The organism is Kluyvera sp., assembly GCF_965301105.1.
The window spans coordinates 65075-81249 of sequence record NZ_CBDKZX010000011.1 but is presented as its reverse complement, the minus strand read 5'-3'; the positions used below and the strand labels follow the sequence as shown (position 1 = coordinate 81249).

10 protein-coding genes are annotated in these 16175 nt (G+C 55.5%); 7 read left to right on the top strand and 3 right to left on the bottom strand.

What is annotated here, in order from left to right:
* Positions 1-75 precede the first annotated feature (75 nt).
* Positions 76-1416, top strand: coding sequence for a glucarate dehydratase (gudD, locus tag ACW14G_RS07150; protein WP_163446312.1), 1341 nt, complete (start codon positions 76-78; stop codon positions 1414-1416).
* Positions 1417-1449: 33 nt separating this feature from the next.
* Positions 1450-2589, top strand: coding sequence for a glycerate kinase (locus ACW14G_RS07145; protein WP_163446311.1), 1140 nt, complete (start codon positions 1450-1452; stop codon positions 2587-2589).
* A 79-nt stretch (positions 2590-2668) separates the two neighbouring features.
* Here ACW14G_RS07145 and barA read toward each other — a convergent pair whose 3' ends face one another.
* A complete protein-coding gene (gene barA / locus ACW14G_RS07140) occupies positions 2669-5422 on the bottom strand; it encodes a two-component sensor histidine kinase BarA (RefSeq protein ID WP_163446310.1) in 2754 nt (917 codons plus the stop codon).
* A 56-nt stretch (positions 5423-5478) separates the two neighbouring features.
* On the opposite strand from barA, the gene rlmD reads away from it, so the two are divergent.
* The 5 genes from rlmD (at position 5479) to eno (ending at position 13150) form a co-directional block, all read left to right on the top strand.
* Positions 5479-6777, top strand: a complete 1299-nt coding sequence (gene rlmD, locus ACW14G_RS07135) for a 23S rRNA (uracil(1939)-C(5))-methyltransferase RlmD (protein ID WP_249022824.1) — start codon at positions 5479-5481, stop codon at positions 6775-6777.
* 50 nt (positions 6778-6827) lie between these two features.
* Positions 6828-9059 carry a GTP diphosphokinase gene (gene relA / locus ACW14G_RS07130; protein ID WP_163446308.1) on the top strand — a complete coding sequence of 744 codons (2232 nt, stop codon included), beginning with the start codon at positions 6828-6830 and terminating at the stop codon, positions 9057-9059.
* A 60-nt stretch (positions 9060-9119) separates the two neighbouring features.
* A complete protein-coding gene (gene mazG / locus ACW14G_RS07125; protein WP_167575131.1) occupies positions 9120-9911 on the top strand; it encodes a nucleoside triphosphate pyrophosphohydrolase in 792 nt (263 codons plus the stop codon).
* Positions 9912-10134: 223 nt separating this feature from the next.
* The gene (gene pyrG / locus ACW14G_RS07120) at positions 10135-11772 is read left to right on the top strand and encodes a glutamine hydrolyzing CTP synthase (RefSeq protein ID WP_064543087.1); all 1638 of its coding nucleotides are present in this window, start codon (positions 10135-10137) and stop codon (positions 11770-11772) included.
* A 79-nt stretch (positions 11773-11851) separates the two neighbouring features.
* Positions 11852-13150 carry a phosphopyruvate hydratase gene (gene eno, locus ACW14G_RS07115; protein ID WP_200009316.1) on the top strand — a complete coding sequence of 433 codons (1299 nt, stop codon included), beginning with the start codon at positions 11852-11854 and terminating at the stop codon, positions 13148-13150.
* 50 nt (positions 13151-13200) lie between these two features.
* Here the strand turns inward: eno and ACW14G_RS07110 are convergent, their stop codons facing one another.
* Both ACW14G_RS07110 and ACW14G_RS07105 read right to left on the bottom strand, forming a co-directional pair.
* Positions 13201-14310, bottom strand: coding sequence for an SDR family oxidoreductase (locus ACW14G_RS07110; protein WP_249022825.1), 1110 nt, complete (start codon positions 14308-14310; stop codon positions 13201-13203).
* 339 nt (positions 14311-14649) lie between these two features.
* A complete protein-coding gene (locus ACW14G_RS07105; RefSeq protein ID WP_249022826.1) occupies positions 14650-15987 on the bottom strand; it encodes a gluconate:H+ symporter in 1338 nt (445 codons plus the stop codon).
* Between the last annotated feature and the right edge of the window lie 188 nt (positions 15988-16175).

Here is a 16175-nt window from a genome sequence, read left to right as displayed (position 1 = left end):
CTGACGTGTCGGGCTGGGCATGTTAATACCCGTGCTCTGTTTACGGCCGTCGATCCAGTAGACAAGGATTTAACCATGACCATTCACACTTCCACGCCCGTTGTTACGTCCATGCAGGTGATTCCCGTTGCCGGACGCGACAGCATGCTGATGAACCTGAGCGGGGCACATGCGCCGTTCTTTACCCGAAATATCGTGATAATTCAGGATAATGCCGGGCACAAGGGCGTGGGGGAGATTCCCGGCGGCGAAAAGATTCGCGCCACCCTGGAAGAATCTATCCCGCTGGTGGTGGGGAAAACGCTCGGCGAGTACAAAAACGTCCTGAACCGCGTGCGTGCGGCTTTTGCCGACCGCGATGCCAGCGGGCGCGGCCTGCAAACCTTCGACTTACGCACCACGATTCATGTTGTGACCGCCATTGAATCGGCCATGCTTGATCTGCTGGGCCAGCATTTGGGAGTGAATGTGGCCTCGCTGCTTGGCGAGGGTCAACAGCGTAGCGAAGTGGAAATGCTTGGCTATCTGTTCTTCATCGGCAACCGCAAGGCGACGCCGCTGCCGTATCAGAGCCAGCCGGATGAGCAGTGCGACTGGTACCGCCTGCGCCACGACGAGGCGATGACCCCGGATGCCGTTGTACGTCTGGCGGAGGCCGCGTATGAAAAATACGGTTTTAACGACTTCAAACTGAAGGGCGGCGTGATGGCGGGCGAAGAAGAGGCGGAATCGATCGTCGCGCTGGCAAAACGTTTCCCGCAGGCGCGTGTAACGCTGGATCCGAACGGCGCATGGTCACTCGATGAAGCGATCAAAATCGGTAAGTACCTGAAAGGGACGCTGGCCTATGCTGAAGATCCGTGCGGCGCCGAGCAGGGCTTCTCCGGCCGAGAAGTGATGGCGGAATTCCGCCGCGCGACCGGCCTGCCGACCGCCACCAACATGATTGCCACCGACTGGCGGCAGATGGGGCATACGCTGGCGCTACAATCGGTGGATATTCCGCTGGCGGATCCGCACTTCTGGACCATGCAAGGCTCGGTACGCGTGGCGCAGTTGTGCCATGAATTCGGCCTGACCTGGGGCTCGCACTCCAATAACCACTTCGATATTTCGCTGGCGATGTTCACTCACGTCGCCGCCGCTGCGCCGGGAAAAATTACCGCCATTGATACCCACTGGATCTGGCAGGAAGGTAATCAGCGCCTGACCAAAGCGCCGTTTGAAATTAAAAACGGTAAGGTGCAAGTGCCTGATACACCGGGGCTGGGCGTTGAGCTGGATATGGACCAGGTGATGCAGGCCAACGCGCTGTATCAACAATACGGCCTGGGCGCGCGCGATGATGCCATGGGAATGCAGTACCTGATCCCAAACTGGACATTTGATAACAAACGCCCCTGCATGGTGCGCTAAGCTTACTGCCGCCACTTCGCACAAGGACAGCTTATGAAGATTGTGATTGCCCCGGACTCATATAAGGAAAGCCTGAGCGCCCTCGAGGTCGCCAGTGCGATTGAAGCGGGATTTCGCGAGATCTACCCGGACGCCGAGTACATCAAGCTTCCGGTTGCCGACGGCGGAGAAGGGACCGTCGAGGCCATGGTGGCGGCAACACAAGGGCGGATGGTTGAGGTTGCGGTGACTGGCCCGCTCGGTGAGCCAGTGCAGGGCTTTTATGGCATCTCCGGCGATGAATCCTGCGCATTTATTGAAATGGCGGCGGCCAGCGGGCTGGAGCTTTTACCTCCCGCCGCGCGTAACCCGCTAAAAACAACCTCGTGGGGCACCGGAGAGCTGATTCGCCATGCGCTGGATCTTGGCGTGACGCGGATGATTATCGGCATTGGCGGTAGCGCCACCAACGACGGCGGCGCAGGCATGGTGCAGGCGCTTGGCGCGCAACTGCTGACCGCTGACGGCCAGCCGATTGCGCCCGGTGGCGCGGGGCTGTCGACGCTGGCAACGATTGACATCAGCGGTCTGGATCCGCGCCTGGCGCAATGCCGGATTGATGTTGCCTGTGATGTGACGAACCCGCTGGTCGGTGATGAAGGGGCGTCGGCGGTATTTGGGCCGCAGAAAGGCGCGACGCCAGAGATGGTTGTGCAGCTCGACCGCGCATTGGCGCACTATGCCGGGCAAATTGCGCAAGATTTAGATCTTGATGTGCTGACGCTGGAAGGCGGCGGTGCGGCAGGAGGGATGGGGGCGGCGCTGTACGCATTTTGCGGCGCACACCTGAGACCGGGTATTGATATTGTGACCGACGCGCTGCACCTGGATGCGCTGGTGGCCGATGCGGATCTGGTGATTACCGGGGAAGGGCGTATCGATAGCCAGACGATCCACGGCAAGGTGCCGGTAGGCGTGGCGCGGGTCGCCAAACGTTATCAGATTCCAGTGATTGGCATTGCCGGTAGCCTGACGGCTGATGTGGGTGTTGTACATCAGCATGGGCTAGATGCGGTGTTTAGCGTGCTGCATCGAATCTGCTCGCTTGACGAAGCGCTGGCGGAAGCCGGGGCGAATGTTCGTATGGCCGCGCGGAATATCGCGGCGACGATAAAAGTGGGACAGTCGCTGTAGGCCGGATAAGGCAACGCCGCCATCCGGCAATCACACACAAGCCTGATGGCGCTTCGCTTATCCGGTCTACAGGTTTGGGCTAGCCCAGCATTTTCTTCGTTTCCCGCGTCACATTATCCATTTCATCCAGCAGTTCCAGCAGCTCCGGCTCCAGCTCCTCCGCCGGGGTGCCGCTCCGCAGCTGGCTTTCAATCAACTGGCACAGATGTTTAAGACGCGGTACGCCGCTGTAGCCGCAGCTGCCGTGCAGTTTGTGAATGGCATCGACCAGATTCTCCGGCTCTTCGCCGACCAACTGCTCCTCCACCTTATTGCGCACCTCCGGCAGGAAGGCGATCAGCATTTGTAGCATCTCCCGCGCCAGATCCGGCTTATAGGCGGCCTGGCGCAGCGCCAACTGCCAGTCCAGCGTGGCGTTCAGATCGATCGGCGGCTCCACCGGCGCGGACTGCGCGGGACGCGGCGGCGTAATGACGCCTGGCTTATAGCGCAGCAGCAGGTCGTGCAGACGGTTCTCTTCAATTGGCTTCGCCAGATAGTCGTTCATGCCGGCGGTCAGCAGCTTCTCTTTCTGCCCGGCAAGGGCGTGGGCGGTGACCGCAATCACCGGCGTTTGCTGCTGATGGGGAAGCTGACGAATCAGCTCACAGGCGCGAATACCGTCGATATCCGGCATCTGGATATCCATCAGAATCAGGTCGAATTTCATCTGCTTAGCGCACTCAATCGCCTGCTGTCCGCTTTCGCACAGCTCAACGTGCTGCACCTGATCGTCCAACAGCGCGCCAATCAGTTTCAGGTTTGCCGGGTTATCGTCCACCGCCATCACCGTCATCGGCAGGCGATGCTCGGTCACCGGGACGGCTACCTGTGTGGGCGTACTGCGGCTGAATTCCTGCAGCACCGGCAGCAGACGAGTAATGGTCAACGGCTTCAACAGGCAGGCAGCCGCACCGTTTTGTTTCAGCGACTCGGCGTCAACCTGGGCGTGACACGGCAGCGCCAGCACCAGATGGTTGGTCATGCCGAGCGCGGTACTCAGCTTATCGCGGTGAATGCTGAGGTCGCGCACCGAAACCGGTACGGCAACCAGCAGAATGTCGTAGAACTCGGTGGGCAGCGCGGCAATACTTACCGCATAGACGACCTCGAGCGGCGTTGTCGCCAGCATATCCAGCGTCGCCTGCGCGGCGGCGGCATTGGCCTCCACGTAGGCGATACGCTTGCCTTGCAGGCTGCTGGTATCCGGCCCTTCAGAAATGACGTTCGGATTGAGATCGAGGTTGATATTGAACCAGAACGTTGAACCACGGTTGGGCTGGCTGTGGAAGGAGATATCGCCGCCCATCTCGCGCACCAGTTTTTGCGTGATCACCAGCCCCAGCCCGGTGCCCCCGTGGCGTCGGGAGATGCTGGCATCGGCCTGGCGGAAGGCCTGGAACAAACGGGACTGATCGCGCTCCGGAATACCGATGCCGGTATCGCGAATCTGGACCTCAATTTGTACCTTGTTATTGCTGACGGCGCGCTGTTCTACCAGCACGTCAATGTTGCCGTTTTCGGTGAACTTGATGGCATTGCCGACCAGATTGGTAATGACCTGCTGCAGACGCAGCGGGTCGCCGATGACGTTGTCCGGCACGTCATTTTTAATGTTCAGCGTCAGCTCAAGCCCTTTATCGTGCGCCGAATGCGCCAGCAGCGTGACCACTTCATCCAGCGAACTGCGCAGCGGGAACGGAATGCTCTCCAGCAACAGCTTGCCCGCTTCCAGCTTGGAGAAGTCGAGCACATCGTTGATGATCGCCAGCAGGTTGTTGGCCGAACGCTCGATGGTATTGAGGTGGTCGCGCTGGGTCGGATTGAGCTCGGTTTTCAAGGTCAGGCGGGTAAAGCCAATCACGCCGTTGAGCGGTGTACGTAGCTCGTGCGACATGTTGGCGAGGAACTCAGACTTGATGCGCGCCGCTTCCTGGGCGCGCTTCTTGGCGAGATCCAGTTCAACGTTTTGGATCTCCATCTGTTCGAGCGTCTCACGCAGGTCCGAAGTGGCCTGGTCGACGTTATGTTGCATCTCCTCGTGATAGGCGGCCAGCGACATGGCCATCGAGTTGATGCCGTTTTTCAGCATATCCAGCTCGCCGAGCATAAAGCCCTCAACGCGGCTGTCGAGCTGCCCGCGGCGGATCCGGTCAACGGTGTTCACCATGTTGCGAATGGGCCCGGTGACATCCTGCATTAACCGCCAGCCGAAGATCAGCGCAATACCGATGCAGAACAGCATCATCACGCTGGAGATAAAGATCTCTTTATATTGCTGAAGCCTGACCGACTTGAGATCCAGCTCCAGCGCTACATAGCCGAGCATATTGACCGGCGTTTTGGCGTCCGACTGCGGTGATTCATCCGGCGAGTAGTGCTCGGAGATAATCGGCGTGCGTAGGATCATGATATCGCCGTGGCGCGTCACGCTCAGCCTTCGCGGGAAGGGCATGCCGCGCGGCAGCTGCAGCTCGCCAGGATCCAGTTGATAGTTTGAGGTGACGAACAGCTTATTGTGTTCGTCATAGACGGAGATCGCCCGTACGATATCGGAGTGGCGACGGTGCAGCACGCTTATCAACTGGCCGATCGACTCACGGTTTTGCAAATTCATACCGTATTCGCTGGAGACGGCAAGCGGCTCGATAATGCTGGCGCCGGCGTCTTCCAGTTGACGCTGCAGGTCGTTATAGCGGTGGACGACGAAGAAGATGCTGAGCAGCAAACCGATTAATACGGTCGGCGCCAGGATCAAAATCATCATTCTTGCACGCAGGCTGTAGTTGGTCATGGAGGTCCGTTGTGGGAGAATCAGTGCAATATATTTGATTGAGAAAAATCTCTACGATGGCGCAATTCTACTCTGCAAAACGGCGCGTGACGACGCGCCAGATCATAACCGTGACAGTCAGCAGTCTTGATCCCTTCGGGCAAGGTGTGGCGCGCCACAACGGTAAAGCATTATTCATCAATGGGTTATTGCCGGAAGAGCGCGCGGAAATTACCCTGACGGAAGACAAAAAACAGTATGCACGTGGCCAGGTAAAACGCCGTCTGAGCGACAGCCCGGAGCGCGTTGAACCGCGCTGCCCGCACTTTGGCGTTTGCGGTGGCTGCCAGCAGCAGCATGCGTCGGTTGCACTACAACAGCGCAGCAAACGTGCGGCGCTGAATCGTTTAATGAATCGCGAAGTTGAGGAGGTTATCGCCGGGGAAGCCTGGGGATACCGCCGCCGCGCGCGCTTAAGCTTGGATTATCAGCCAAAGACCCAACGCTTGCAGATGGGTTTTCGCAAGGCCAACTCGAACGATATCATCGATGTGGTGCAATGCCCTGTTTTGGTGCCCAATCTTGAGGCGTTGCTACCCGCTGTGCGTGAATGCCTGAGCAGCCTGCAAGGCCTGCGTCATTTGGGGCATGTGGAGCTGGTCTGCGCCGATAACGGGCCGCTAATGGTGCTACGCCATACGGCGGCGCTTAACGGCGAAGATAAAGAAAAACTGGAACGCTTTTCGCATTCTTCCGGCGTGGCGCTGTATCTGGCACCGGAAAGCGAGATACTTGAACGCGTTACCGGTGATGCTCCCTGGTATTCCTCAGACGGGCTACGCTTAACCTTCAGCCCGCGCGATTTTATTCAGGTTAACGACGGCGTAAATCAGCAGATGGTGGCGACGGCGCTGGCATGGCTGGACGTGCAGCCTACTGACCGGGTGCTGGATCTATTCTGCGGAATGGGCAACTTTACGCTACCGCTGGCCAAACGCGCGGCCAGCGTGGTCGGCGTTGAAGGCGTGCCTGCGCTGGTGGCGAAAGGGCGCGAGAATGCCGAACTCAACCACCTGCAAAATGTCACCTTCTTCCACGAGAATCTGGAAGATGATGTAACACTTCAGGCATGGGCGAAACACGGTTTTGACAAAGTTTTACTCGATCCTGCTCGTGCTGGCGCACCGGGCGTGATGCAGCATGTTATAAAATTAGCGCCGACGCGGGTGGTGTATGTCTCCTGCAATCCGGCGACGCTGGCGCGCGATAGCGAGGCGTTGCTGAATGCGGGTTACCAAATTCAGCGTCTGGCAATGCTGGATATGTTCCCGCACACTGGGCACCAGGAATCTATGGTGCTGTTTGAGCGTAGGTAATAACGGTGGCTTGTCGACTTCGACAGGCCGGTCCCTGAAAGGAGAGGACAATGGTTGCGGTAAGAAGTGCACATCTCAATAAAGCTGGTGAGTTTGACCCACAGAAATGGATCGCAAGTCTGGGAATTTCCAGCCAGCAGTCGTGTGAACGCTTAGCCGAGACCTGGGATTACTGTCGCCGCCAAACCGTTGGGCGTGATGACGCCGAGCTGATGCTGTGGCGCGGGGTTGAGATGGTTGAAATCCTCTCGACGCTGAGTATGGATAACGACACGCTACGTGCGGCGCTGCTGTTCCCGTTAGTCGACGCTAACGTGGTCAGCGAAGAGGTGCTCAGCGAGAGCGCCGGGCAGTCGGTAGTGACGCTGATTCACGGCGTGCGCGACATGGCGGCCATCCGCCAACTGAAGGCCACCCATACTGACGCGGTCTCCTCCGAACAGGTAGACAACGTCCGTCGCATGCTGCTGGCGATGGTCGACGATTTCCGCTGCGTGGTCATCAAGCTCGCCGAGCGTATTGCCCACCTGCGTGAGGTGAAGGATGCGCCGGAAGATGAGCGCGTGCTGGCGGCGAAAGAGTGTACCAACATTTACGCGCCGCTCGCGAACCGTCTCGGCATTGGCCAGCTCAAATGGGAGCTGGAAGATTACTGCTTCCGCTACCTGCATCCGGCGGAATACAAACGTATTGCCAAACTGCTGCACGAGCGTCGTATTGACCGTGAGCATTACATCAATGACTTCGTCGGCCACCTGCGCAGTGAAATGAAAACCGAAGGGGTAAAAGCCGAGGTTTACGGTCGTCCGAAGCATATCTACAGCATCTGGCGCAAAATGCAGAAAAAACATCTCGCGTTCGATGAGTTGTTTGACGTGCGTGCGGTGCGTATCGTCGCCGAGCGCCTGCAGGATTGCTATGCCGCGCTGGGGATAGTACACACTCACTATCGCCACCTACCGGATGAGTTCGACGACTACGTCGCCAACCCGAAACCGAACGGCTATCAGTCCATCCATACCGTGGTGCTGGGGCCTGGCGGCAAAACGGTTGAGATCCAGATTCGTACTAAACAGATGCACGAAGATGCCGAGCTGGGCGTCGCCGCGCACTGGAAGTACAAAGAAGGTACCGCCAGCGGCGCGCGCTCCGGCCACGAAGATCGTATCGCCTGGCTGCGTAAACTGATTGCATGGCAGGAAGAGATGGCCGATTCGGGCGAAATGCTCGACGAAGTGCGCAGCCAGGTCTTTGATGACCGCGTCTACGTGTTTACGCCGAAAGGCGACGTGGTGGATCTGCCGGCTGGCTCCACGCCGCTGGACTTTGCCTACCACATTCACAGCGATGTCGGACACCGCTGCATCGGCGCGAAGATCGGCGGGCGCATCGTGCCGTTCACCTATCAACTGCAGATGGGCGACCAGATTGAAATCATCACCCAGAAGCAGCCGAACCCAAGCCGCGACTGGCTGAACCCGAACCTGGGCTATGTGACAACCAGCCGCGGGCGTTCGAAAATTCACGCCTGGTTCCGTAAACAGGATAAAGACAAGAACGTGCTGGCCGGGCGGCAGATTCTCGACGACGAGCTGGAACATCTGGGCATCAGCCTTAAAGAAGCCGAAAAGCACCTGCTGCCGCGCTACAACTTTAACGACGTGGAAGAGCTGCTGGCGGCGATTGGCGGCGGTGATATTCGCCTCAATCAGATGGTGAATTTCCTGCAGGCGCAGTTCAATAAACCGAGCGCCGCTGAACAGGATGCCGCCGCGCTTAAACAGCTGCAGCAGAAATCTTACACGCCGCAAAACCGCAGCAAAGACAACGGTCGCGTGGTGGTTGAAGGTGTTGGCAACCTGATGCACCACATTGCCCGTTGCTGCCAGCCGATTCCTGGCGATGAAATTGTCGGTTTCATTACTCAGGGGCGCGGCATTTCGGTGCACCGTGCGGACTGTGAACAGTTGGCGGAGCTGCAATCGCACGCGCCGGAACGTATCGTTGATGCGGTGTGGGGCGAAAGCTACTCGGCGGGTTACTCGCTGGTGGTGCGCGTGCAGGCTAACGACCGCAGCGGCCTGCTGCGCGATATCACCACCATTCTCGCCAACGAAAAGGTCAACGTTCTGGGCGTAGCCAGCCGCAGCGATACCAAGCAGCAGATGGCGACCATCGACATGACCATTGAAATCTACAACCTGCAGGTGCTGGGCCGTGTGCTTGGCAAGCTGAACCAGGTGCCGGACGTGATCGACGCGCGTCGACTGCACGGCGGTTAATTTCCCCTTACCCTCTCCCTGTTGGGAGAGGGTAACGCTCTATTTTTGCAAGGAAACACCATGACTCAAATCGACCGACTGCTCGGTATTATGCAGCGCCTGCGTGACCCGGAAAACGGCTGCCCGTGGGATAAAGAGCAGACGTTCAGCTCCATCGCCCCCTACACGCTGGAAGAAACCTACGAAGTACTCGATGCCATCGCTCGCGAAGATTTTGACGACCTGCGCGGTGAACTTGGCGACCTGCTGTTCCAGGTGGTGTTCTACGCCCAGATGGCTCAGGAAGAAGGGCGCTTTGATTTCAACGACATTTGCGCCGCCATCAGCGACAAGCTGGAACGTCGCCACCCGCACATCTTCGGCGATGCAAATGCCGGCAATAGTCAGGAAGTGCTGGCCCGCTGGGAGCAGATCAAAACCGCCGAACGTGCGGAAAAAGCGCAGCACTCCGCGCTGGATGACATTCCGCGCGCTTTCCCGGCGCTGATGCGGGCACACAAAATCCAGAAACGCTGTTCGGCGGTGGGTTTTGACTGGACGACGCTGGGCCCGGTGCTGGATAAAGTGTACGAAGAAATTGATGAAGTCATGGACGAAGCCAGGCAGGCGGTTGTCGATGAAGCTAGACTGGAAGAGGAAATGGGCGACCTGCTGTTCGCCACCGTCAATCTTTCACGTCATTTAGGCGTCAAAGCCGAGACCGCGCTGCAAAAAGCGAATGAAAAATTTGAGCGTCGTTTCCGCGAGGTTGAGCGAATTGTCGCTGAGCGAGGCCTGGAAATGACCGGCGTAGACCTGGATTTGATGGAAGAAGTTTGGCAACAGGTAAAACAGCAGGAACATGATCTCTAAAGAATTTTTGCGGGAAAGGGCGAAAAGTGCGAAATCTTAAATGACAAGCGCTTGATTTGCGTCAAAAACATTTACCCAAAAGGGGCTATTTTCTCACTCCCCATGTTTGTTTCTGCGGCGATTGAGGAGCGAGAATGAAAGTTTGTGGCGCTCGCCATGTTCGGGTATACTACTTTCCCGTCTTGGTTATTCCATCGTTTCACCCTAACTTCTCAGGTTCAGCATGACAACGAACTATATTTTTGTGACCGGCGGGGTCGTATCCTCTCTGGGTAAAGGCATTGCCGCAGCCTCCCTGGCAGCCATTCTTGAAGCCCGTGGCCTCAACGTGACCATGATGAAACTGGATCCGTACATCAACGTCGATCCAGGTACTATGAGCCCAATCCAACACGGGGAAGTGTTCGTTACCGAAGACGGCGCTGAAACCGACCTGGACCTGGGTCACTACGAGCGTTTCATCCGCACCAAAATGACTCGCCGTAACAACTTCACGACCGGCCGTATTTACTCAGACGTCCTGCGCAAAGAGCGCCGTGGCGACTATCTGGGCGCGACCGTACAGGTTATCCCGCATATCACTAACGCGATCAAAGAGCGCGTGCTTGCCGGTGGCGAAGGCCATGATGTGGTGCTGGTTGAAATCGGCGGCACCGTCGGCGATATCGAATCTCTGCCGTTCCTGGAAGCGATTCGTCAATTAGCGGTGGATATCGGTCGTGAGAACGCGCTGTTCATGCACCTGACGCTGGTGCCTTATATGGCAGCTGCCGGTGAAGTGAAAACCAAACCGACTCAGCACTCCGTTAAAGAACTGCTGTCCATCGGTATTCAGCCAGATATCCTGGTCTGCCGCTCCGATCGCGCGATTCCGGCAAATGAACGTGCAAAAATTGCATTGTTCTGTAATGTGCCAGAAAAAGCGGTTATTTCGATGAAAGATGTCGATTCCATTTATAAAATTCCAGGCCTGTTGAAATCTCAGGGGCTGGACGATTATATTTGTAAACGATTCAGCTTGAACTGCCCGGAAGCGAATCTGTCCGAATGGGAACAGGTTATTTACGAAGAAGCGAACCCGGCAGGCGAAGTGACCATTGGTATGGTCGGCAAGTACATTGAACTGCCGGACGCCTACAAATCGGTTATTGAAGCGCTGAAACACGGTGGCCTGAAAAACCGCGTCAGCGTCAACATCAAGCTGATTGATTCGCAGGATGTAGAAACGCGCGGCGTCGAAATTCTGAAAGATTTAGATGCTATCCTGATCCCTGGCGGCTTCGGCTACCGTGGTGTAGAAGGTAAGATCGCTACCGCACGCTACGCGCGTGAAAATAATATTCCTTATCTGGGCATTTGCCTGGGTATGCAGGTTGCGCTGATCGAATTCGCGCGCAACGTTGCGGGGATGGACAACGCCAACTCTACGGAATTTGTGCCAGACTGTAAGTACCCGGTTGTGGCGCTCATTACTGAATGGCGTGATGAAGAAGGCAATGTCGAAGTTCGTACTGAAAAGAGCGACCTCGGCGGCACCATGCGCCTTGGCGCGCAGCAGTGCCAGCTTAGCGATGACAGCCTGGTTCGTCAGATGTACGGCGCGCCAACAATCGTTGAACGTCACCGTCACCGCTATGAAGTCAACAACATGTTGTTGAAACAGATTGAAGCTGCAGGTCTGCGCGTTGCGGGCCGTTCCGGGGATGATCAGTTGGTCGAGATCATCGAAGTTCCGAATCACCCGTGGTTCGTTGCTTGTCAGTTCCATCCGGAGTTTACTTCTACGCCGCGTGATGGGCACCCGCTGTTTGCTGGCTTTGTGAAAGCCGCTGGCGAGTACCAGAAGCGTCAAGCGAAGTAAAAAAAGTTAGAACGGCAGCGCCCCACGAGGGGCGTTGTTTGTCTGGAGTTTTAGTTTAACTTGTACTGAGGAAAACCTAATGTCCAAAATCGTTAAAATCATCGGTCGTGAAATCATCGACTCCCGTGGTAACCCGACTGTTGAAGCTGAAGTACACCTGGAAGGTGGTTTCGTCGGTATGGCAGCTGCCCCGTCAGGTGCTTCTACTGGTTCCCGCGAAGCGCTGGAACTGCGCGATGGCGACAAATCCCGTTTCATGGGTAAAGGCGTACTGAAAGCTGTTGCCGCTGTTAACGGCCCGATTGCTCAGGCTCTGCTGGGTAAAGATGCTAAAGATCAGGCTGGCATCGACAAGATCATGATCGATCTGGACGGTACTGAGAACAAATCCAACTTCGGCGCGAACGCAATCCTGGCTGTTTCCCTGGCGAACGCCAAAGCAGCAGCTGCCGCTAAAGGCCTGCCGCTGTACGCTCACATCGCTGAACTGAACGGCACTCCGGGCAAATACTCCATGCCGGTTCCGATGATGAACATCATCAACGGTGGTGAGCACGCTGACAACAACGTCGACATCCAGGAATTCATGATTCAGCCGGTTGGCGCTAAGACTCTGAAAGAAGCCGTACGTATGGGTTCTGAAGTGTTCCACAACCTGGCTAAAGTTCTGAAAGCTAAAGGTATGAACACTGCAGTTGGTGACGAAGGCGGCTACGCGCCGAACCTGGGTTCCAACGCTGAAGCACTGGCTGTTATCGCTGAAGCTGTTAAAGCTGCTGGCTACGAGCTGGGCACCGACATCACTCTGGCGATGGACTGTGCAGCTTCTGAATTCTACAAAGACGGTAAATACGTTCTGGCTGGCGAAGGCAACAAAGCGTTCACCTCCGAAGAATTCACTCACTTCCTGGAAGAACTGACCAAACAGTACCCGATCGTTTCCATCGAAGATGGTCTGGACGAGTCTGACTGGGACGGTTTCGCATACCAGACTAAAGTTCTGGGCGACAAAATCCAGCTGGTTGGTGACGATCTGTTCGTAACCAACACCAAGATCCTGAAAGAAGGTATCGAAAAAGGCATCGTTAACTCCATCCTGATCAAATTCAACCAGATCGGTTCTCTGACCGAAACTCTGGCTGCGATCAAAATGGCGAAAGACGCTGGCTACACCGCTGTCATCTCTCACCGTTCTGGCGAAACTGAAGACGCTACCATCGCTGACCTGGCTGTTGGTACCGCTGCAGGCCAGATCAAAACTGGTTCTATGAGCCGTTCTGACCGCGTTGCTAAGTACAACCAGCTGATTCGTATCGAAGAAGCGCTGGGTGCACAGGCTCCGTACAACGGTCGTAAAGAGATCAAAGGTCAGGCGTAATCCTGTCTTTATCTGATATAAAAATGCCAGCCTTTGGGCTGGCATTTTTTTTACTTAAAATCGACCGCCATCTGCTGCGGAATCGAGAGTCCACGCGTGGTTTGTACGCAGCGATCAATATAGTCGGTAAAGCGCGGTGGTTTTGGCATGCCGATACTGAGCAACTTGTCGTTGCTAAAGCGCACGTTCAGCGTGGCGAAAGCGCCATACAGCCGCATCGCTTTCAACATTAGCCGCTCGTTGCACGGGCCGAAAATACCTTTCAGTTCGCGCCGCATTTGCACCAGTGCTTCATAGCTGACTTGCGCATAGCGGTCGCCAACCGGTGCCTGCTCCAGGGCTTGCGCCATCGCATAATCAATATCGGCAAAGCGAACGCTATTCTCTTCTCCTGCCGAGATATGTATCACTTCCCCTTGTACCAGCGGCGCATCCAGCAGCAGAAGCAGCGCGTTGGCACAGTAATCCACCGGCACCACATCAATTCTGTCTTCCATCGAGCACAGGAATTTTTGCAGCATCAGCCCCATGCTGAAGACCCAGAAAATGCTGCTGGACGGCTGGCAGCCGTGGCGAGTATGGCCGACAACGATCGAAGGACGGGCGATAATCAGGGGCAGCGTTGGAAGCTGCTGTTGCATCAGCTGTTCGATGGTCGATTTGGAATGCGTGTACTCTACCAGGTGTTCGGCCCGCTCGCGGAACTCTGCGCTTTCAGCGACCAGAGAGTCCGGCTCTGGCGAGCAGGACATTGCCGTGCCAACGTGCAGAAAGCGCTGTAAGCCTTCGACCTTTGCCATACGGCGAGCAAACTGTAGCGTACCTTCTACGTTCACCTTCCAGATCAGCGGGTTGTTGCCAAAGGAAGCCACCGCGGCGCAGTTCAGCACGTGGGTTACCTTGTCCAGACGCGCATCATCGAGAAAACTCTCCGGGTAGGCTAAGTCACCGAGTAGGATATGGCGTGGGGCGAGCTTCGCCAGCTTCTCTTCATCGATATTGAATTTACGTAAGTTCTCCTTAACTCTTGCGACAGCGGCTTCACCGTTATCTGCACGGACTAACAGCAGTAAATTAACGTCGCTGCGGGTATTGAGAATGGCTTCCAGCGCCGCGCCGCCAAGAAAACCGGTAACGCCCGTGATTAATAATGTATTCATGAATACTGTCTCGTCATGGTTGATTTGCGGATTCTAGGATCGGAAAAGTAAACGGCGCTTAAATAAAGAATGGGGTAATAAAGGGAGAGCTTAAGCTTATTTTAAGCTTACGTACTGGCGCGGATTGAATTTGACATCTTGATATTTAAAAAGATTCAATAAATTTTATTTTCAATTATAACCTGTTGCTTATTAATGGTTTTATAAAATCAATGGTTGTATCTTAACTGTAAAAATAAACATTTTTTGTTACACCATAAATGCCATTCTAAAAGAAGAAAAACAATCCGTAGCGGGCTTGGCTACGGATTGTTTATAAAAATTGTTTTTGGGAAATATTTAGATGATCAAATCGAGCAATAATACAATTAACAGACCGACAACGGAGTTAGTTAATTCTAAAAGTCCCCAGGTTTTGAAGGTGTCTTTAATCGACAGGCCAAAATACTCTTTGAATAACCAGAATGCGGCATCATTGACGTGGGTTAGCGTGTTGCTTCCCGAGGCGGTCGCCAGCACCATCAACGCCGGATCAACATTAAAAGTCGTAATCATTGGCCCCACAATACCCGCCGCGGTAATCGCTGAGACGGTACCTGCACCGGTAGCCAGACGCAGCAGCACGGTGATAAACCACGCCATAATCAACGGCGAGACGGAAGAGGTACGCATCATATCGGCGATGTAATCCCCCACGCCGGTATCCATAATGATCTGCTTAAAGGCGCCACCTGCACCGATGATAAAGACGACCAGCGCCACTTTCTCAATGGCGGTGGAGTAAGAGCTCATCACCTCGGTCATCGATTTACCGCGCGCGGTACCGAATGCATACAGCGCGACCAGTACGGCAATCAGCATGCTGACCTGCGCGCTACCGATAAAGTTAAGGAACGAGATAACGCTGGCTCCTGCCGGGATAAACAGCTTAATCACGGTCACGCCGGTGATGATGATTGCCGGAATGAGCGGCACCAGCAGGCTGGTGGCGAACGACGGCATTTCGTCATCGCGAAAAACCTTTTGTGATTCCAGCAGCTGTGGAATTGGGCGCTCCAGATTGCCCAGCAGTTTTGGCAGCAGAATGCCCGAGCAGATGACCGTTGGAATAGCGACGATAACGCCGTAGATATAGACCATCCCCATATCGGCGTGGAAAGCGGCAACCAGCGCCGTTGGGCCTGGCTGCGGCGGAAACAGGCTATGCGCGGTTGTCGCGGCGGCGACCATCGTGATGCCGAGTTTCAGGAACGGAATTTTGGCTTCGCGAGCAATACTGATCACCAGCGGCGCGAGGATCAGGAAAGCAACCTCGTAAAACATCGCCAGGCCGAATATCAGGCCAATGACCATGATTGCCCACTGCACCTTTTTTGGCCCGAAGCTTTGCAGCAAAGTCGAGGAGACACGCTGGGCCGCACCGGAATCGACCATCAGCTTGCCGAGGATCGCACCGAACAGAATGATAAACGCCAGATGCCCCAGCGTGCTGCCCACGCCCGCTTCAATCGATTTCCCGATAGCCTCCAGCGGCAATCCTTCACAGACGCCAACAAAAATCGCCGCCAGCAGCAGCGCCAGCATCCCGTTGATCTTAAATTTCATATTGAGAATAAGTAGCAGTACAACGCCCAGGGCGACCCAGATCACCGGCAGGGCTTCAGCAAACGCGTTCATCCTTTTTCCTTGTCAAAACTTATAATTGGTATGATATGTAGCCGGTTTTGGATATTACTCACGAAAATGTGTCATACCAATTTGAATCACGCAGCAACATGTTAAACAGTGAAAGAGGGCGAATAACGATGTAATGAGAATGTTAATTTTCATCAAAAGGATTGGATACATCACAGAAAAGCCCCGTT

Bases quoted from the DNA above. Each gene is read 5' to 3' on its own strand.
- gudD (WP_163446312.1), top strand. From the start codon at position 76: ATGACCATTCACACTTCCACGCCCGTTGTTACGTCCATGCAGGTGATT.
- ACW14G_RS07145 (WP_163446311.1), top strand. From the start codon at position 1,450: ATGAAGATTGTGATTGCCCCGGACTCATATAAGGAAAGCCTGAGCGCC.
- barA (WP_163446310.1), bottom strand. From the start codon at position 5,422: ATGACCAACTACAGCCTGCGTGCAAGAATGATGATTTTGATCCTGGCG.
- rlmD (WP_249022824.1), top strand. From the start codon at position 5,479: ATGGCGCAATTCTACTCTGCAAAACGGCGCGTGACGACGCGCCAGATC.
- relA (WP_163446308.1), top strand. From the start codon at position 6,828: ATGGTTGCGGTAAGAAGTGCACATCTCAATAAAGCTGGTGAGTTTGAC.
- mazG (WP_167575131.1), top strand. From the start codon at position 9,120: ATGACTCAAATCGACCGACTGCTCGGTATTATGCAGCGCCTGCGTGAC.
- pyrG (WP_064543087.1), top strand. From the start codon at position 10,135: ATGACAACGAACTATATTTTTGTGACCGGCGGGGTCGTATCCTCTCTG.
- eno (WP_200009316.1), top strand. From the start codon at position 11,852: ATGTCCAAAATCGTTAAAATCATCGGTCGTGAAATCATCGACTCCCGT.
- ACW14G_RS07110 (WP_249022825.1), bottom strand. From the start codon at position 14,310: ATGAATACATTATTAATCACGGGCGTTACCGGTTTTCTTGGCGGCGCG.
- ACW14G_RS07105 (WP_249022826.1), bottom strand. From the start codon at position 15,987: ATGAACGCGTTTGCTGAAGCCCTGCCGGTGATCTGGGTCGCCCTGGGC.